The sequence below is a fragment of the Nostoc sp. genome, assembly GCF_036917315.1.
Classification (GTDB): Bacteria; Cyanobacteriota; Cyanobacteriia; order Cyanobacteriales; family Nostocaceae; genus Nostoc.
In genome coordinates, this window is sequence record NZ_JBALDR010000002.1 from 292,904 (window position 1) to 310,893 (window position 17,990).

The window sequence follows — 17,990 nt, forward strand, 5'->3', positions numbered from 1 at the left end:
GATTCCGGTTCCCCCCTTTTTAAGGGGGGTTAGGGGGGATCTAAAAGTGCCTAAAGTCACCGCAAAACACTTTTAAAACATCCTCTTAGATGCTTTGATTTGTATTTGAGTGACAAATCATCTCGAAATATGCATCTAACATAATGTCCTCTTGAGTGCGCTGGTTCACCAGTTGCTACAACTTTAGAAACCAAAGCCAAATACTAGCTCCCTACAGAAATTTTATTTTTACTTTACAAATTAGTCACTCTTACCCACACTAACCCAACTATGCAGACCTTCTTAGACGAAGAAACCAGACGACGCCAATATCAAGCATTTCCCCAAATAGAATTTATAGAACTGTGGAATACTGCTTCAGTTGATGACATTGAAATTGTAATTCGGGCAGTTTATCGGCAAGTGTTGGGTAATGCCTACATCATGGAAAGTGAGCGGCTCATCGTTCCAGAATCACAACTTAAGCAAGGCATAATCGATGTGCGTGAGTTTGTGCGTCAAGTTGCCAAATCAGAGTTGTATCGCTCTAGATTTTTTGATAACGTTTACCGCTATCGGGCAATTGAACTGAACTTTAAGCACCTGCTGGGTCGCGCTCCCGATGATTACTCCGAAACTAAACATCACAGCAACATTTTAGATGAGGAAGGTTTTGAGGCAGATATTGATTCTTATCTTGATAGCGACGAGTATCTAGATGCCTTTGGCGAGAATATAGTGCCATATTACCGGGGTTATAAAACTCAAACGGGCAAAAAGATATTGGAATTTACCAATATGTTACAACTGCTGCGGAGCAACTCTAGCAGCGATAAGAACTTAGCAAACAATAATGAACCTCAACTGGTGCGATCGCTAATTACCAACGCTCCTTACGGTAGACAGAAACTCACGGATATTAGTGCATTGCTGGCTGAAATATTCAAGCCCAAGCCAGAAACTGCTGCTCCAGTTAATACCTTTATTGCAGCTCCTACAGCAGCCGAAGAAAGCTTGCGGCAAAAGATTAAAGAGCAAGAAAGCCAGATTGCAACTTTGCAACAACAATTAGCAGACTTACGACCATTTGCCAACATTGGGACAACAAAATTTAGTAGTAGTTGGCAGTCTTCTAGTTTACCCACCAGCACAGGTGAATATACATCTTTGCAACAGCAAGCTGACGCCCAAGAAAAACAGATTGCAGCTTTGCAAGAGCAAATTGCTGATTCCCGGCGGTCTGCCACAATTGGAGAAGCCCGGTTGAATAAGTGGCGCAGTCGCGTTTTTAATGGCTAATTTCTCTAATGTTTAGTTTTATTGGGTGGGTTAGGCAAGTTTAACTCGCCCATTTTTTCACTACAAACAAATAAACTCTTTAACCCCGATTCGAGAAGCTGCTTGCAAGAAAGGGAGACAAAGCGTAGCTTTAGCGGGGTGGGTTCTTCAGATTTAATAAGTAATTAAGCGGACAAGCTTTCGATGTAACACTATGGTCCATAGTGTTATATAATGCCCGACTAATTAGTTCTAATTCCTAAAGTCTATACAGAAAGCCCAAAAACCCCTCCCCTCTGCACCTCTGCTCCTCTGCGCCTCTGCGGTCTTAATGATAAGTCTTTAACCGGACATGATATTATATCTATCTTTTGCGCTAGTCAGCCAGTCGGTTGCTTGCCAGTGAAAACCGCTAATTGAGCGGCGAAAGCACGCTTGAAGGCGGGCCGCGCTTCGCCACGGGCGACATAGGTAGAGAGATTCGGATAGTCGTCCAGCATACCCGAGTCTTTCAACCTGAGCAGCACTTCCACTATCATCAGGTCGCCTGCGCTGAATGCGCCATCGAGCCAGTCGGCATCTCCAAGGTGACTGGAAAGTTCTGCCAGTCGGTTACGGATGCGACCTTCGAGGACACGCAGGCGCTGCTCGTACCAGGCTTCATCACACTCTAAGTACGTGGCGATTTCCCGATCGACGATTGGCGGCTCCATCGTGTTAAGTGCGGCAAACATCCATGCGATCGCTCGCGCTCGACTATTCGCATCGTCTGGCAACAGCCCTGTATGGCGCTCCGCGATATGCAACACGATCGCCCCCGACTCGAACAGGGTGAGATCGCCTGACTCATAGGTTGGAATTTGCCCGAAAGGATGAAGCGCACGGTGCGCGGGTTGCTTCATCTCACTGAACGAAACAAGACGAACGTTGTAAGGTTGACCCACTTCTTCGAGTGCCCAGCGAACGCGCATGTCACGCGCCAGTCCCTTGCCGCCATCAGGCGACCGTTCAAAGGCGGTAATAGTGGGTGTCATTGTCAGGGTCATGGTGATTTCTCCTTTCGGTCCAATTTTCTGCTTTGGGTGTGCGTTCTGTTATGGTTAGCGTGGGTGGGACTGTCTATGCCTGTTTTATGCTCATTCTGGCAGCTTTACTACCGTCGAGAAAGCGATTGACCACTGGTTTGACCTTTTAGTTTTTCTACTTCCAGATGTGTAACTTGTAAACTTACTACTGCTGGGTCATTTTGTCATGCTTTAGTCTAAACTCCAGTCACTAAAGATTTCCTGATATTTTGCGAGTAAGCTTGAAACAACAAATAATCAGAAAGTGTCTGAATTATTGTTTTAATAGACTTGCAACTTATGAAAAAATCTATAATTTATCGATACCGTACTTATGGACTAGTTGGGTTAATATCCTTAACCGCTGTATTAAGTACAGCGACATCTGCCTTAACCCAATTGGCAAGCGATTCCCCAACTGGGCAAATTCCTATCCCTACTTCTAACTTAATCTGGCCAACTAAAGGGTTTATTTCTCAAGGCTTCCGCAAATATCAACATGAAGGAATTGATATTGCAGGGGCATCTGGAACTCCTGTTATTGCTGCGGCATCCGGTACAGTTGTTAAAGCAGGTTGGGATAATTGGGGATTAGGAAATGCCATAACTATTAAACATCTCGACGGCAGTATTACTGTTTACGGTCACAATCGCCGTTTGTTGGTGAGCAAAGGTCAACAGGTTATTCAAGGTCAAATGATTGCCGAGATGGGATCTACAGGCAATAGTACAGCACCTCATCTGCACTTTGAAGTTCATCCAAATGGTCGAATAGCAGTTGACCCCGTTCGTTTGTTGACATCCGTAACTGCAAGTGTTGGCTCCGGTTCTAAAGTTCAGCAAGTGGATAACCAGAACCGTCCAGTCTCGCCACCCCCAGTAGCCAATCAAGTTTCACCCTCACAGCAGCCAATTCCAATAGATTTTACACCTGTAAGCACTGATACTAAATGCAATGGAATTAGTCTTATTGAAGGTGAGACTACAAGCTCTCGTGTAAAAGTCTGTGAAGAAAATGGTCAATTATTTTATATTGGACAATTGAAGCAAGCCCCAAGCAAGCCTATAAAGATAGTAGCTTTGAATATTGGTAAAGACAGATATCGAGCAGATAATGGTAGTTTTTATTATTTAGTTACTCCAAAAAGAGTTGAAGTTTGGCGAAATGGCAGTCAGATTCGTTCTGACAGTTTTTATAGTTTAACGAAATCGCCTTGATATTCTTCTTGATATCCCCCTGCCTACTAAAGGTTGAGGCAGGGGCGTTATATCATGTCCGCTTGATTACTTACTAAACCCCAAGAACCCCACCCCGCCGGCGGGGTGGGGTGCAATGACTGTGGGAATCACAACTAATTACCCGGACATGATATTACAGCGATTAGTTGAAGAAAAATGCAGAACTCAGAATTCAGAATCAAGATGCTTTCTACGCGCCGCGTTTCCCTTTGGGAAAAGAGAAGGCTTTACGCTGCACTATTTGTCAGTTGTACAGAATACCCAACTGAATTATGACTCACTTCTCTACGAGAGGCTGCACTTCTCTACGAGACGCTGCGCGAACGACTACGCTCTGTTACCACGCCAACGACTACGCTCTGTTACCTCCTGACTCCTGAATTCTGTTCAATAAAACTTTCAGTTTAAATACACTTAACTAAAAGTTAAGTGTTAACTGAAGCAAGTTGTTGAGAGCCATTTGGCACAGAGCCATTATTTAGGATAGGCTGACGAGTTTTCAGGTCAAATTTGAAGCCATGTGGCAAAATATGAAGCTTTGCTCCACAAATCGCCAAAGATTCATCCTTCAAAATTTCGCCCATATTGTTATATGTAGCTTCTGATTCATCAACAATCGTAACCGCACCTTCACCAATTACTTCAATTTGGTTATCTGTTACTACCATAGCGGTATTTTCGTCAATCCCAAATCCCAAGACAGCAGGTTCTAGTATTAAAGCTGAAATCAAGCGTCCCAAGCGTCCACGCTGAGAAAAATGCTGGTCAATTACTACCCCTGGTAAAAATCCCATACCTGGGCCCATTTCAACAGTTTCAATTCGAGGATGTGTTTGCGAATCACCTTCCACAATCATTTTATCTGGCATCACAGCAGCTCCAGCGCTTGTGCCTGCGATCACTACGCCTTCAGAGAATCGTTGGTGAATAGCCGTATCGATTTCGGTATCCTTGAGGATGCTGGTAATCCGAGCTTGGTCTCCCCCTGTAAAAAAGACCCCAGTTGCTTTCTTAATAGCTTCCAATGCGGTAGATGAAGATGCATCTTCACGGGTTTCTGTATCAATAATACGAACAGTTTCAGCTCCCAGCCGCTCAAACACTCTGATGTAATTTTCTCCCACTTCTCTTGGTAGTTCTGTGGCTGCTGTCAAAATTACAATGTACGCCTTCGTACCTCCAGCGCGTCGGATAAAGTCCCGTAAAATTACGGAATCTCCCTCTTTATCTTCGGCTCCCCCAATAATTACTAACTGCCTTTTAATATTACTTTCCACCATGATGTCCCCTGGGATTTGAGTTAATAAATTTCACTAAAACATGACAATTCAATGTATCAAATCATCCCTTTGATAGATTCCTTGATAAAGTAGGGTTAACATTTGCGTAGATGCATACTCCTACGGGGAAGCAAGCTACCCGGAGTGTCTATCTGCAACACGCTGCGCGAACGTAGAGAATTTTCTGAAAAATTATCTAATTTTCCAATCACTAAATAAAATCTACAACGTCAACTGCCTCTAGAAGTATTTTCTAGAGGCATTTTTGGCTATATTGTCATTGTCGATTGGAGATTTATCGGGCGATGTGAGTAATTGCTATTGACCCTAACTAGATGCAAATAAATATCTGATGGCAAGCCCTAATGAACCCGACTTCTGTAAAGCAAGTTAGTTAAGAAAAAACGTGCTTGTTCGAGTGGGAGATGCCTGGGCTTACCTTGGTAGACAATTTGATACTCATTCATGTCTGCCCCATCTCCGTGTCCAGAGATCAGCTTTTGGTGAAAAGCTTCGTCAGCTAGTTCTCGAATTTCATCTCTTAGAGCAGCTTGTGTGCTATTCATACTTTGCTGTCTTTTTATACTGTCTTTTTAATAACCCACATCTATTTATACAATTTTTGGATGAGTGTTGCACCTTTCAAAGGTTATATCTTTGATTATTCATCAGGATGAATTGACTGTTCTTGCTTCCTGGCAGAAGAGTGGAGATTTAATTATGCCTTAAGATAGTTAAAAATGCTTAGTAATAGAGGTAGCGTGGGTTCTGATTAGCTCAGTGCCAAAGCCATCACTCTCCAAAATTAACTTGAGTCAATCTACAATCAATAAGTCTGAGTAACTAAAACTCAGCACTAAAAATTCAGGGTGTTTAGCCGAAGGTTCGCAATCAATGGTTCTACAAAAAAGCAGTGAATTAGTCCGCATTAATGCTAGAAGAACGGATGTATTCGATATTTTCAACTTCAAGCATTACCTTGGCCCCAACCCTTATTTAAATGTAGGGGCGCTAGCATTTGATTTTGCTCTAATTGACTCTAGAGAGCCTTTGCCCATTGAAGATTATATTGCCAGGATTGGCGATCGCTATCCAAATCTTCGCGATCAAACCTACGAATCTTATGCGCATCTCTTTGGACAAGTTGTGTCCGAAGCCGCAAAATTGGACATGGATTTACACCTTAACCGCTGGAGTGCGAAGCCATATCCAAATCTCACGCGAATTAGCATCCAATCACTACATGAACGTACAACTAGAGAGGTAATTTACTTTGTTTGGGATTGGTTTGAAGCCATTACCCAAGACGAAGACTTTGCCTTTGATGAGCAACTGGTGAGGTTGCAAGATAGATTTCGCGCATCTGTCTACGGTGGCCCCACGGTTTACGCTCTATTGCGAACAGCTTACGAGAAAGGTATTCCCGCCTTTTATCTGTGGGAAGAAGGATTGATGCAATACGGCTTGGGAAAAAACCATGTCCGGGGGGTAGCAACAACATTTAACTGTGATAGCCATCTAGATTCAGAATTTACTACCCGCAAAGATGATTGTAAGGCATTTTTGAAAACCTTGGGTTTCCCAGTACCTGAAGGTAGTATTGTCTTTTCTGAGAAAGAAGCCTTGGCAGCAGCAAGAGAAATTGGCTACCCAGTGGCAGTTAAGCCAGTGGTAGGTCACAAAGGAATTGGCGTCACGGCTGATGTGCAAGACTCAAAAGAACTAGTATCTGCTTATAATCGTTCAGTGGCAGCGATTCCCGAAAATCAGCAAACCCGAATAATTGTTGAGAAAAGCATCTCAGGATCGGATTTTCGTATGTTGTGTGTCAATGGTCGATTCGTCGCCGCCACAGAACGCCGTCCCGCATCAGTTGTGGGTGATGGGTATTTAACACTTGCAGAGTTAATTCGCCAAGAGAACCGCAAACCTGCACGTTTAGATACGCCAACCTCGCCGATGAGTAAAATTCAGATCGATGAAGCGATGGAACTCTACCTAGACGAACAACGCTTATCATTAGACAGTGTGATTGAGAAAGGACGCACTGTGTACCTGCGTAAAGTTGCTAATCTTTCAGCTGGAGGTATGAGCATCGATGCAACTCCGACAGTTCATGATGACAATATTATCTTGGCGCAAGATATTGCCCAACATTTCCAACTGACTTGCCTGGGGATTGATGTGATCACCAAAAGTCTTGCAGAATCTTGGAAATCCAGTAACTTTGCTATCTTGGAAATCAATGCTGCACCAGGCGTTTTAATGCATCTTAAACCTTCTGTTGGTGAAAGTGTTGATGTACCTTCTCATATTTTAGAAACCTTTTTTGAGTCGGGTACGGATGCCAGGATACCAATTATTACCTTTAACAAAATCTCAGTTGAAGAACTGCAAGCAACGATTGACCATATCCTTTTGCAAAATTCCAACTTGACAATAGGTGCTGTTTGTCGTGATGCCGTTTTTGTGAATCGCTCGAAAAAAGTATTAAGCAAAGATTACAACAACAATGTTCAAACTTTGCTGCGTCATCCCAAACTTGATTTGCTAATTGCCGAGTATCCTGAAGAAATCCTCGAAGAACAAGGTATATTTTACCAAAATAGTAATATCGTAGTTTTGGATAATCCCACCGAAACTGAGATGATTTTGGCGCGAGATGTTTTCGATGGTTCTACTGTGGTGATTAGAAAAGGCAACGATATTTCTGTTCGTCGCAAAGGGTTGATTGAAGATTATACTTTGGGTGAAGATGAACCATTTACGCGGGTTTATTTGAAGGAAACTGGAGCGATTTTGGAAGTTAAGTAAATAGGCGCTTTGGGAGCAGGGGAGCAGGGGAGCAGGGGAGCAGGGGAGCAGGGGAGCAGGGGAGAAGTTGCAGTAAGTTTTTCCCCTCTGCACCTCTGTCCCTCCGCTCCTCTGCCTCTTGTGTCTTATGCCCAATTTCCAATTTCCAGTTCAAGCTTCCAAAGCTAGAGAAATTATAGAGTGCCTGGAGTCAGCTAAACTAAAGAAGAAATTGCTTAAGAAGTTTTAATAATTCTGCTGTTATGAGTACTGATTCACCTGTTAATTCTCCCGAAAAACCTGAATCTACATTCGGGAAGCGTCTGAGAAACTTCTTAATTGTAATGGTAGCGATCGCACTTAGCGTTTCCCTCGTCTTAGGATTGCGAACTGAAACAACCTCGGCAACTCTAGCCAAGTTAAGCGAGACTTCCACACCGTTAGAAGTAGCCATCAGCAACGGCAAACCATCTCTAGTAGAGTTTTATGCTGATTGGTGTACTGTGTGCCAGAAAATGGCCCCAGATATCACTCAACTAGAAACAGAGTATGCTGACAAGATGAATTTTGTCATGCTGAATGTGGATAATACCAAGTGGCTGCCGGAAATGCTGAGATATCGGGTGGATGGGATTCCCCATTTTGTATTTTTGAGTCAGCAAGGGGAAACCATAGCCCAAGCCATCGGCGATCAACCCCGGACGATTATGGCTAGTAACTTAGAAGCTTTGGTTACTGGTTCGTCTCTCCCTTATGCTCAAGCTAGCGGCAAAGTTTCCAAGTTTTCAGCCCCAGTAGCACCAACGGCGAATCAAGATGATCCCCGCAGTCATGGCAGCCAGGTGGTAAATTAAAATAATTCGTAATTCGTAATACTTCGACTACGCTCAGTACAAGTTCGTAATTCGTAGTTAAAGACTGTTATGTAATAGGATATTCTATATAAGAGATTGCCGCTTCAGCCGCTTTTGAGCATACATTAATTCGTCAGACTTGGCGATTAGTTGTTCTAGTGACATATTGCTCTCTGGTGAGTAACGCTCTATGCCGATACTCATCGAAAGTTTATAGCTACAGTTTTGCTGTTGATTAAAGCTGGCGACATTTGTTTGTAGACGCGCTTGGATACTATCAGCATCCTTAAAGTAGCTAGAGATGAAAACAATGAACTCATCGCCACCCAAGCGGGCAACAATATCTGAGTTCCGAAAACTTTGCTTAAGTAATCGACCAGCATCAATAATCAAGGCATCTCCCATGTCATGACCAAGGGTGTCGTTAATCTGTTTTAGTCCATCTAAATCAATGAAAATAACCCAGCAAAACACTTTCATGCGGTGAGCAATTTTCAACTGCTGTGCAGCCATTAAGAAGAAACCACGTCGGTTATACAAACCTGTTAATTCATCGGTCAGCAATAACTGTCTTCCTTCGATCTCTGCTTGTTTGCGGTTGCGAACTTCCTGAATGAGTTCTATTTGAGCGATCGCCTGACGACTTAGGCGGCGCAGTGCATCTAACTGTTGGTAACTTAGTTGATGAGGAATGGTATCTAGAACACACAATGTCCCAATTGGAAAACCATCGGGCGTAATTAGAGGGACACCAGCATAAAAACGAATTTTGGGATTACCTTTGACTAAGGGATTGTTATTAAAGCGATTGTCTTTAAGGGCGTTGGGAACCACTAATATCTCATCTGGTTGCAGAATGGCATGGGAGCAAAAAGACACATCTCTGGGTATTTCGCTACTTTTTAGTCCAACCTTAGATTTAAACCATTGGCGATCGCTATCAACTAAGCTAATTAAAGCAATCGGAGTCTTACAAATGTAGGCAGCAATAGCAGTTAGGTCATCAAAAGCTTGTTCGGGTAGGGTATCTAGAATATTGTAGTGCGCCAGGGCTTTGAGCCTTTCTGCTTCATTGTCAGGTAGAGGAACAGCTTGAGTTTTCACAGATGAGCATCTAAGCCTTAGCCAGGAAAGTCTGGGACGTTGTAAATTTTGGAACAACCGCAGCATTACCTCTCCAGCAACAAGGCTGCGTGACATTAACATCTCTGCAATAAAAATCAACATTCGGTTGAATATACAGAAATATTGTATTACATGATGCGCTTCATGCCTTTGGTTTGCTCTGTTGTTCATGTCACCCTAACTTTCCCTGTGCAAATTCCCTAAGTATTTAGATACTTACAAGGTCTTTTGCCCAAAAGAAGCTTGAAAATATAAATAGGAGCAAAAAATTATCAAAACTTATTATATCGTCAGAGTTTTTCATCATGGATTAATGTTTTTGATACTACTAATTTTTTATACTTACATAAGCTCCGAGGGTTAGAAACTGGTTCGGGGAAATTCTTCTCACAATTTCCTTGAGCGATCGCTTAACTTTGCAGCACACTTTTGCTCATCTCTGCATATTTATGCAGAGATAATACTATATCAAGTCCGGGTAATTAGTTATGATTTCCACAGTCATTGCACCCCTCCCCAAAGCATCGGCTACCGTGTACACACAAGTCTGAAATAGCTGATTAACCAGGGTTTTACCCCACCCTAACCCTCCCCGTATGTATTGGGGAGGGAACAAAATTTGCTATTTCCCCCCAATATATCGGGGGGATTAAGGGGGGTAATGAGATGCTAAATCTCTGAACACGGTGGAATAATTTTCTCTACCTGGACTAATTGCCAGCATTACATTAAGCTCAAACTACTCTTTATACGACTCCAAAATTCCACTGCGAATCATTAGTTGTGGCCAAAACAACACAAAAAATGCCATCCACGTTCCTATTGGGATGGAAACGAGAACTGTTAGCCAGATAGTTTTAAATAGTAACCAGCTACCACCAATCAGTGTTATACCTGTGAGAACTATAGACCAGGGTTGACACCACCAAGGTTTATAGTTCCAAGGACTTATGGGCTTTTGTTCAGACATTAGTTTTATTTAGTCAAACTCCAAATATTCTTTTAATAATTATCAATTGTTTTGCCAGATTAAGTTTTATCGTACTCTATTTTTCCATAGTCAAGTTTGATAATTCGGTCTGCTAAATGAAAATAGCGATCGTCATGGCTAATCACCAGCACTGTTTTACCCCGCGATCGCAATTCTGGGAGAAGTTGAGTGTAGAATATTTCTTTGAATACTGGATCTTGATCGGCTGCCCACTCATCAAATAGATAAATTGGTCGATTTTCCAAGTAGGCTGTGAGTAAAGCTAGCCGTTTTCGTTGTCCTTGAGAAAGAGCAGTGGTAGAAATTTGTCCATTTTCAACTTTTACCTTATGGTCTAGTTGCAGTTTTTGTAAATATTTTCTGGCTTGAGCATCCAGGTTAGAATTTTTTAATCCTAAAAGTTCTTCAAATAAATAGAAGTCGGAAAATACCACGGAAAAATGTTGGCGATACCATTCTCGATTCTCTTCGCTAATTAACTCGTCATCAAACCAGATTTCGCCGTTGTCTGGGATATAAAGACCAGTAATTAGTTTGGCTAATGTAGATTTACCGCTACCATTACCGCCGACAATGAAGACTAATTCTTGAGGATAAAGTGTTAGATCGATGGGGCCAAAAATAAAGCTATTGTCTTCTTGTTCTGTGTAGTAAGTGTGGGTGACACTTTGAAATTTTAACCTGTGCCAGTCAGATTTCAGAGCAGGTGGAACAGTGGATATTTCAGTTCGACTAGCTAGAGATAAACCTAGAGATTCGATTTTTTGTAAGGCAATGCTAGCTTTGCTTAATAGAGGAAGTTTACTGATGATGTTATCCATTGGTAACACCAAGTAAGTGAAGGTCAAAATGTAACCAGAGAGAGTTTCGGGATTGATGGTAAGCAGATTAGGCAGGACAAACAGTACAAAACCGAGAGCGAAAAAGAAGATGAGTTGGCCCCAGCTTGAAGTTATGGCAAAAAGGCTTAGACCATTAACGTTGTGATGACGGAACTCGTTAGCAGTTGATTGTAGTTTCTCTTCTAAAAAGTCTTCACGCCGCTTGTAATTCAGTTTAAGTTCCTTGACTCCTTCGGTAATGGTGCGAAAATGTTTAAACAGATGATCTTCATCTTCACGAGCTAGAGTCAGTAATTGCCCGCCTCTGTTGAGTAGCCACTGACAACTAGCGATCGCAACTACTGAAATCCCACATACCATCAACAATACTAACCAAGAAAGCCAGGTTATATAGGTTATACAACCCAAGACGATCGCTAAATTAATAAAGATAAAAGGCATCTGATAAACAGCATTAGCCACCGCCTGAATATCTTCTGTTAAAGTTGCCAATAATCGAGGATTCCCTAAGCGTTCCAGATGACTCAACTCGGAAGCGAGAATTTGGCGACTTAAACGCATCCGTAATTGCAAGACTGCATTCTGGGAAAGGCGAATCAGCATCACTTGAGAAACGATACTGGTAATTAGTGCAACTATAGCCAGCCCTGCAAAACCCCAAATTATCGATGTGAGGCGGAAAGGAGTACCGCTACTTGCAGCATGGCTAATTAAGGCAATCAAGCCAGCACTACTACCGCCACTCAAAAATCCAGTAGCGATCGCGATCGCTACCATCCCCCACGAAGAACGCAAAAGAAAGTAAATCAAATTCATGACGAATGCCTATACCCAGTTGGATACAACAAAAAATGAAAATCTCTCTTTTTATGTCCCATGCGCGATTTCCATAATAGTTGTTTGCCAACCAATTAAATTTGCATTGCTAGGCTAGATTTTATATTTTACCAGTTAAACACCCCTTCAAATATCACCATGAATCAGGCACAAGGTCAGTAAATCGCAAAGTTTTTCTCAAAGGCTACGCCTACGCCAATTCAATTCCCCGTACATATTAGTTCTAAATAATACCTAAACTAATAAAACTTATATTCTTGAAAAGAGTTTCAAAAAATGAAATTATTATAAGAGGATGTCTGAGAAGTATCAAATATTTGTCGATCCCCCCTAACCCCCCTTAAAAAAGGGGGAATAAGAGTCTTAAAGTCCCCCTTTTTAAGGGGGATTTAGGGGGATCTCCAAAGGCTACGTGTATACAAAAAAACTTTTCAGACATCCTCTAAGGAATCTACGCCCATCCTAATAATTACCATTAACTTCACCAAAACAAATAGCACTAACCAATTCAGAAACCCTCGCAAACAAAAACGAAATATTTATGAAAGTTATAGTAACAGGTTCATTAGGAAACATCAGCAAGCCACTGGCAAAGGAGTTAGTGCAAAAAGGTCATACGGTTACGGTTATCAGCAGCAAGCCGGAAAAGCAAAAAGACATTGAAGCTTTGGGCGCCACCGCTGCCATCGGCTCACTGGAAGACGTTGATTTCCTGGTGTCCGCATTTACTGGTGCCGATGCCGTGTATGCTATGGTGCCGCCAAACTATACCGTGCCCGATCCAAGAGAGTATTACCAAAGAACTGGTAGCAACTATGTACAAGCCATTCAACAGTCGGGCGTAAAGCGTGTGGTTCATCTCAGCAGTATGGGCGCGAATTTAGATAAGGGCACCGGATTCATCCTCGGTTCTCACGATGTAGAAGGCATTTTGAATGAGCTGTCAGACGTAGCCATTACGCATTTGCGCCCTGGTTACTTCTACTACAATCTCTACAACTTTGTAGATATGATAAAAGGGCTGGGCTTTATTGGCGCAAACTATGGTGGCGACGACAAGCTTGTAATGGTTGCCCCAATAGATATTGTCGCCGCCGCTGCGGAAGAGATAGAAACAGCTGCTACCGGCAAGCAAGTGCGGTATGTGGTAAGTGACGAGCATACAGCCAACGAAACTGCTCACATTTTAGGCGCCGCCATTGGCAAGCCGGATTTAAAATGGGTAATCTTGACCGATGAGCAAACACAAGGCGGTTTGGAAGAGAGTGGAATGCCGACACATATTGCGGCCAACTTTGTTGAAATGGGCACCAGCATTCACAGCGGCGCATCGCGGCAGGATTATGAACTGCATAAGCCAATTGCTATGGGCAAAGTAAAGTTAGAAGATTTTGCAAAGGAATTTGCTGCTGCTTTTTAAATTCAATTCTCCGTATATATTTAGTTCTAAATAATACCTAAGTTTTTATAAAACTTATATTCTGGAAAAGAGTTTCAAAAAATGAAATTATAAGGCAATACGGTTCAGTTAAGGTTGAAACTCTGTTACCAAAGTCAACTTTTTAACGAACCGCCGAGGCGCAGAGAACGCAGAGAGAAGAGAGATGCTTAACTGAACTGTATTGAATTATAAGGAATTTACGCCCATCCTAATAATTACTCTTGACTTCACCAAAATAACTAGCCCTAACCGATTCAGAAACCCTTGAGGAAGTTATTAATTGTTTAGTTTGAAAAAAACTTTGCGATTTACTGAAGGTAAGATTGGGCGATTTATAATCGCTAAGACTTTGTTTTAAGCAAAAATACATTTATAATTTCTTCTGCCTTCTGCCTTTCTTTGGTAAGCTAGTTGGAATTACAGCTAATTCTGTCAAGAAACTGTCAAATTACCTGCTCAGTTTTCCAGGGTGAAATTTGCGATGACTGTGAATTTGAAGTCTTTAGAGAACCAAATTAATCTAGCGGCCGATTCCAAAACCGCTTCTGTTACTCAAGGAACCCGCTACGTTCCTTCGCACCATCGACGTATTCTGTGTATTTTTCCCAAGTACAGCCGTTCCTTTGGTACTTTTCATCACGCTTACCCACTTATGGGTAATGTTCGGGCTTTTATGCCACCCCAAGGTATTTTAATTGTGGCTGCCTACTTACCTAAAGAATGGGAAGTGCGGTTTATTGATGAGAATGTCAAATCAGCAACGAGGGCTGATTATCAATGGGCTGATGTGGTGATTGTGAGTGGAATGCATATCCAAAAACCACAGATTAATCAAATTAACGAACTTGCCCATCGAGCCGGGAAAATTACCGTTGTGGGCGGACCTTCGGTGTCTGGGTGTCCAGAATATTATCCTGATTTTGACATTTTACACTTGGGCGAATTGGGAGATGCTAGCGATCGCATGATCGAATATCTAGACCAAAATCTCGAACGTCCGCAACAACAAATTCGCTTTGAAACCAAGGAACGTTTACCCTTAACAGAGTTTCCCACGCCAGCTTATCATTTGCTGAATATCAATGATTATTTCTTGGCAAATGTGCAGTTTTCTAGTGGTTGCCCTTATCGCTGCGAGTTTTGTGATATTCCCGAACTCTATGGCAACAGTCCTCGGATGAAAACACCAGAGCAAGTAGTCGCGGAGTTAGATGCAATGCGACAATCTGGCAATTTAGGGGCAGTATATTTTGTCGATGATAACTTTGTTGGCGATCGCCGCGCCGCCATGAAGTTACTTCCGCATCTGATTGACTGGCAAAAACGCAATGGTTATCCCATCCAGTTTGCCTGTGAAGCAACGCTCAACCTAGCTCAAAGTCCAAAGCTGCTGGAAATGATGCGCGAAGCTTATTTCTGTACAATCTTTTGCGGCATCGAAACACCAGAACCAAATGCCCTCCATGCGATTTCCAAAGACCAAAATCTGAGTATGCCAATCTTAAAAGCGATTCAGGTTTTAAATAGTTATGGTATGGAAGTAGTTTCAGGAATCATCATCGGGTTAGATACAGATACTCCAGAAACAGCAGACCGAATAATCGAATTTATTCGGGCATCGCAAATTCCCATGTTGACAATTAACCTACTTCATGCATTACCGAGAACTCCATTATGGCGGAGGTTAGAAACAGAAGGACGACTTCTCTTTGATGAAAGCCGGGAATCAAATGTTAAGTTTTTGATGCCTTATGAGCAAGTTATTGAGATGTGGCGGCGCTGCATTACAACTGCTTATGAGCCGGAATTTTTATATCAGCGATTTGCCTACAACATGGAACACACCTATCCAAATCGCATCGAAGTACCTAACAGCCCCTCTCGGACTTCTGCGGCTAATATTCGCAAGGGTTTAACTTATTTAACTAATATTTTGGTGCGGATAGGCTTATTTAGTAACTATCGCCAGACTTTCTGGAAAATGGCCAAGCCAGCGCTAAAAGCAGGTAATATTGAAAATTTGGTTCACGTTGGACTTGTCGGACACCATTTGATTAAGTTTGCCCAAGATTGCGCCAAAAATGAAGCATCGGCTTCATTTTATTCCCAGAAAATTGTTACGAAAGTTCGTAGCTAACGTCACAAGTAAAATAAGTTTTGAGAGCCTGAAAGTCTGTTAGAGGTATATACAGAACTGTAAAAAAGTAACCTTGAAGATACACTTGCGATACTTCCTTGGAAAGACGCAATCGCACTGCTACCTGCCTAACATTGTAAGGGTTGAAAGCCCACAGTCCACGCAATTATTTGGTAGCGATGAAACCATCGCCAGCGAGTGTGGAGCAGTTACATAGGAATTTTAGATGGTTATGAACAGTTCATTGACCCGACCCCTGGCTGTGGTGACAGGTGCCTCTAACGGCATCGGTTATGAACTCGCAAAACAGTTTGCCCAAAACGGCTTCGATCTCCTAGTTACAGCCACCGGATCGAGCATTGACGAAGCGGCTCAAGCTTTTGAGGGGCTGGGTGCTAAAGTTGAAACGGTGCAGGCCGATCTCGCTAGCTATGACGGTGTTGAGACACTCTACAACCAGATTAAGGCGACTGGGCGACCAGTAGATGCGATCGCCATCAACGCAGGTGTTGGTGTCGGTGGTGATTTCGCCCGTGAAACCGACCTAAAGGACGAACTCAATCTGATCGATCTAAATGTCGTGTCGTCTGTACATCTTGCCAAACGCGTGGTAAAGGATATGGTTGAGCTTGGCAAGGGTCGAATCCTATTCACATCGTCGATTGCGGCCTTGATGCCCGGCCCGTTCGAGACAGTCTACGCCGCCTCCAAGGCCTTTGTGCATTCCTTTTCCGAGGGACTACGCAACGAATTGAAGGACACAGGCGTTACCGTCACCGCCCTCATGCCGGGGCCCACCGATACCAACTTTTTCCACCGCGCGGGTATGGACGACACAAAAGTGGGTAGCGATCGAAAGGACGATCCGGCTGAGGTCGCCAAGCAGGGTTTTGAAGCTTTGATGGCAGGCAAAGATGACATCATCGCCGGTTCCCTCAAAACGAAGCTTCAGGCCACTGCGAGCAAGGTTTTACCTGATACCGTCAATGCTGAACAGCATCGCAAGCTCAGTGAGCCGGGGTCAGGCAACAACTAATTTACACCTAATCAAGCGAATATGGTCAGTTAGGACTCATTTTAAGCGGGGTGCGATCGCCTGGGCTAACGGACTGACAAAAAATAAATTATCCCAAATTATTTGCACATCTGTAGGGGCGCACAGCTGTGCGCCCCTACTCACTTTGACTGTCAAAGTCGTAACGGAGGATTCATGCAAATTCATCATCTCAATTGCGGCTGTATGTGCCCGATTGGTGGCGCCCTCTTCGATGGCTTCAGTCGCGGCCCGAAGGCTCACCTCGTCTGCCACTGTCTGCTGATCGAGACAGAGCAGGGACTTGTTCTGATTGATACTGGCTTCGGACTGCGCGATATCAACTCGCCTTACTCCCGTCTCAGCCCGTTCTTCATTCATTTCAATGGCATCCAGTTCGATAAAAAATACACAGCAGTCGATCGAGTTGAAAAGTTGGGATTTTCCGCGCGGGATGTGCGTCATATAGTGCTTACCCACCTCGATTTCGATCATGCCGGTGGTCTGGAAGATTTCCCGGAAGCAACCGTACACGTAATGCAGACTGAGATAGAAACCGCCCAGGATCGGCGCGGCTTCATCGCTAGACGCCGCTATCGTCCAGAACAATGGGATGAGGTTAAGCACTGGAAGTACTATTCGGCGGGAGGCGAACCTTGGTTCGGTTTTGAAGCAGTACGTAACCTCGACGGGCTACCGCCGGAGATTCTCTTCATCCCGCTTGTTGGTCACACACGGGGTCATGCTGGTATCGCTATTGATACACCAGAGGGTTGGCTTCTCCACGCAGGTGATGCCTATTTTTATCGGCACGAGATGGACTCAGCCAAAAAAAGCTGCACGCCAGGTTTGCGCGCCTACCAATGGATGATGGAAGTGGATCGTCAGGCTCGGTTGCTCAATCAAGATCGGCTACGCGCATTATCAAGCGATCGCAATAAGAGTGTACGCCTGTTCTGTAGTCATGATGCTGTCGAGTTAAAAGCATTCGCTGACCAATCTAACGTTCAAAACGAGAAAGTTCATCAATAAAAATTTATAACTTTAGATGGATGTGGTAATTTGCAGTGTTAAAGATATTCAAAGACCACATTAAA

General features: G+C 43.2%; 15 protein-coding genes. 8 read left to right on the plus strand and 7 right to left on the minus strand.

Going from position 1 to position 17,990, the window contains the following annotated elements:
* Positions 1-270: 270 nt before the first annotated feature.
* A complete protein-coding gene (locus V7K84_RS01980; RefSeq protein WP_334835867.1) occupies positions 271-1,278 on the plus strand; it encodes a phycobilisome rod-core linker polypeptide in 1,008 nt (335 codons plus the stop codon).
* A 359-nt stretch (positions 1,279-1,637) separates the two neighbouring features.
* Here the strand turns inward: V7K84_RS01980 and V7K84_RS01985 are convergent, their stop codons facing one another.
* Complete coding sequence (locus V7K84_RS01985; protein ID WP_334835869.1) at positions 1,638-2,303, minus strand: glutathione S-transferase family protein; 666 nt, start codon at positions 2,301-2,303, stop codon at positions 1,638-1,640.
* 318 nt (positions 2,304-2,621) lie between these two features.
* Here V7K84_RS01985 and V7K84_RS01990 point away from each other — a divergent pair, with 318 nt between their 5' ends.
* On the plus strand, positions 2,622-3,539 hold the full coding sequence (locus tag V7K84_RS01990; protein ID WP_334835871.1) for a M23 family metallopeptidase: 918 nt from the start codon (positions 2,622-2,624) through the stop codon (positions 3,537-3,539).
* Between the two features lie 446 nt (positions 3,540-3,985).
* On the opposite strand, the gene V7K84_RS01995 is transcribed toward V7K84_RS01990, so the two are convergent.
* Positions 3,986-4,840, minus strand: a complete 855-nt coding sequence (locus V7K84_RS01995; RefSeq protein WP_334835874.1) for a cyanophycinase — start codon at positions 4,838-4,840, stop codon at positions 3,986-3,988.
* A 362-nt stretch (positions 4,841-5,202) separates the two neighbouring features.
* Positions 5,203-5,406, minus strand: coding sequence for a hypothetical protein (locus tag V7K84_RS02000; protein WP_094348985.1), 204 nt, complete (start codon positions 5,404-5,406; stop codon positions 5,203-5,205).
* 328 nt (positions 5,407-5,734) lie between these two features.
* On the opposite strand from V7K84_RS02000, the gene V7K84_RS02005 reads away from it, so the two are divergent.
* Entirely contained in the window at positions 5,735-7,654 is a 1,920-nt protein-coding gene (locus V7K84_RS02005; protein ID WP_334835877.1) for an ATP-binding protein, read from the plus strand.
* A gap of 242 nt (positions 7,655-7,896) precedes the next feature.
* On the plus strand, positions 7,897-8,487 hold the full coding sequence (locus V7K84_RS02010) for a thioredoxin family protein (protein WP_094348983.1): 591 nt from the start codon (positions 7,897-7,899) through the stop codon (positions 8,485-8,487).
* An 84-nt stretch (positions 8,488-8,571) separates the two neighbouring features.
* Here V7K84_RS02010 and V7K84_RS02015 read toward each other — a convergent pair whose 3' ends face one another.
* From V7K84_RS02015 to V7K84_RS02025, 3 genes are all read right to left on the minus strand, one after another.
* Complete coding sequence (locus V7K84_RS02015; protein WP_334835879.1) at positions 8,572-9,687, minus strand: sensor domain-containing diguanylate cyclase; 1,116 nt, start codon at positions 9,685-9,687, stop codon at positions 8,572-8,574.
* A 664-nt stretch (positions 9,688-10,351) separates the two neighbouring features.
* Positions 10,352-10,582 carry a DUF6737 family protein gene (locus tag V7K84_RS02020; RefSeq protein WP_334835882.1) on the minus strand — a complete coding sequence of 77 codons (231 nt, stop codon included), beginning with the start codon at positions 10,580-10,582 and terminating at the stop codon, positions 10,352-10,354.
* A 59-nt stretch (positions 10,583-10,641) separates the two neighbouring features.
* Positions 10,642-12,261: a cyclic peptide export ABC transporter gene (locus V7K84_RS02025; RefSeq protein WP_334835884.1), complete on the minus strand. Its 1,620-nt coding sequence runs from the start codon at positions 12,259-12,261 to the stop codon at positions 10,642-10,644.
* Positions 12,262-12,823: 562 nt separating this feature from the next.
* On the opposite strand from V7K84_RS02025, the gene V7K84_RS02030 reads away from it, so the two are divergent.
* From V7K84_RS02030 to V7K84_RS02040, 3 genes are all read left to right on the plus strand, one after another.
* Positions 12,824-13,702 carry an NAD(P)H-binding protein gene (locus V7K84_RS02030; protein WP_334835886.1) on the plus strand — a complete coding sequence of 293 codons (879 nt, stop codon included), beginning with the start codon at positions 12,824-12,826 and terminating at the stop codon, positions 13,700-13,702.
* 502 nt (positions 13,703-14,204) lie between these two features.
* Positions 14,205-15,860 (plus strand): B12-binding domain-containing radical SAM protein, encoded by a 1,656-nt coding sequence (locus tag V7K84_RS02035; RefSeq protein ID WP_334835889.1) that lies wholly within the window; start codon positions 14,205-14,207, stop codon positions 15,858-15,860.
* 226 nt (positions 15,861-16,086) lie between these two features.
* On the plus strand, positions 16,087-16,896 hold the full coding sequence (locus V7K84_RS02040) for an SDR family NAD(P)-dependent oxidoreductase (protein ID WP_334835890.1): 810 nt from the start codon (positions 16,087-16,089) through the stop codon (positions 16,894-16,896).
* 36 nt (positions 16,897-16,932) lie between these two features.
* Here the strand turns inward: V7K84_RS02040 and V7K84_RS02045 are convergent, their stop codons facing one another.
* Positions 16,933-17,085: a hypothetical protein gene (locus V7K84_RS02045; RefSeq protein WP_334835892.1), complete on the minus strand. Its 153-nt coding sequence runs from the start codon at positions 17,083-17,085 to the stop codon at positions 16,933-16,935.
* Between V7K84_RS02045 and V7K84_RS02050 the strand changes: the two genes are divergently transcribed.
* Positions 17,071-17,925 carry an MBL fold metallo-hydrolase gene (locus V7K84_RS02050; protein ID WP_334835894.1) on the plus strand — a complete coding sequence of 285 codons (855 nt, stop codon included), beginning with the start codon at positions 17,071-17,073 and terminating at the stop codon, positions 17,923-17,925. The two genes, V7K84_RS02045 and V7K84_RS02050, sit on opposite strands and share 15 nt — an antisense overlap.
* The last annotated feature ends 65 nt before the right edge of the window (positions 17,926-17,990 follow it).